Source organism: Pseudoalteromonas sp. JC28, from assembly GCF_013319255.1.
In the GTDB taxonomy this organism is placed as follows: domain Bacteria; phylum Pseudomonadota; class Gammaproteobacteria; order Enterobacterales; family Alteromonadaceae; genus Pseudoalteromonas.
Genome location: NZ_QOKX01000035.1, coordinates 1 through 657 on the forward strand (window position 1 = coordinate 1; position 657 = coordinate 657).

Consider the following 657-nt stretch of genomic DNA (forward strand, 5'->3'; position numbering starts at 1 on the left):
GGCCCTTACGTGTAGGGCTACACACGTGCTACAATGGCAGGTACAGAGAGCAGCGAGCTAGCGATAGTGAGAGGATCACTACACGCCTGTCAAGGTCCGGAAAAGAGTAAGAAAAAAAAAGAAAGGAAGGAGGAAGAGAGAGGAAGAGAAAAGAAGAAGGGGGAGGTGAAGAAGGGAAAGGGACGGGGACACACCGCCCGTCACACCATGGGAGTGGGTTGCTCCAGAAGTGGATAGTCTAACCTTAGGGRGGACGTTCACCACGGAGTGATTCATGACTGGGGTGAAGTCGTAACAAGGTAGCCCTAGGGGAACCTGGGGCTGGATCACCTCCTTATACGATTTAGAACTTATTTGTTCGAAGTGTCCACACAGATGATTGTTGCTTRGCCTGATGGCTAAGTGATATTGCTCTTTAAAAATTTGGAAAAGCTGAAAAATTAAATTCTGATAGATAACGAAAGTTATTTATCGAGTTTTCGAAAGAAAATGCCGATTAATCATTTCGATGATTAATTAGCGTCTACTTTAGTATTCAATATTAACTTCTGGCGAAGTTAAACTGTCTTTAGCAGTACAACTTAAAACTATTTTGGGTTGTATGGTTAAGTGACTAAGCGTACACGGTGGATGCCTTGGCAGTTGGAGGCGATGAAG

1 rRNA gene is annotated in these 657 nt (G+C 44.3%); it reads left to right on the forward strand.

From position 1 onward, the window contains the following. Positions 1 to 337 (forward strand): 16S ribosomal RNA (locus DS891_RS24325); the annotation flags it as partial. Positions 338 to 657 lie beyond the last annotated feature (320 nt).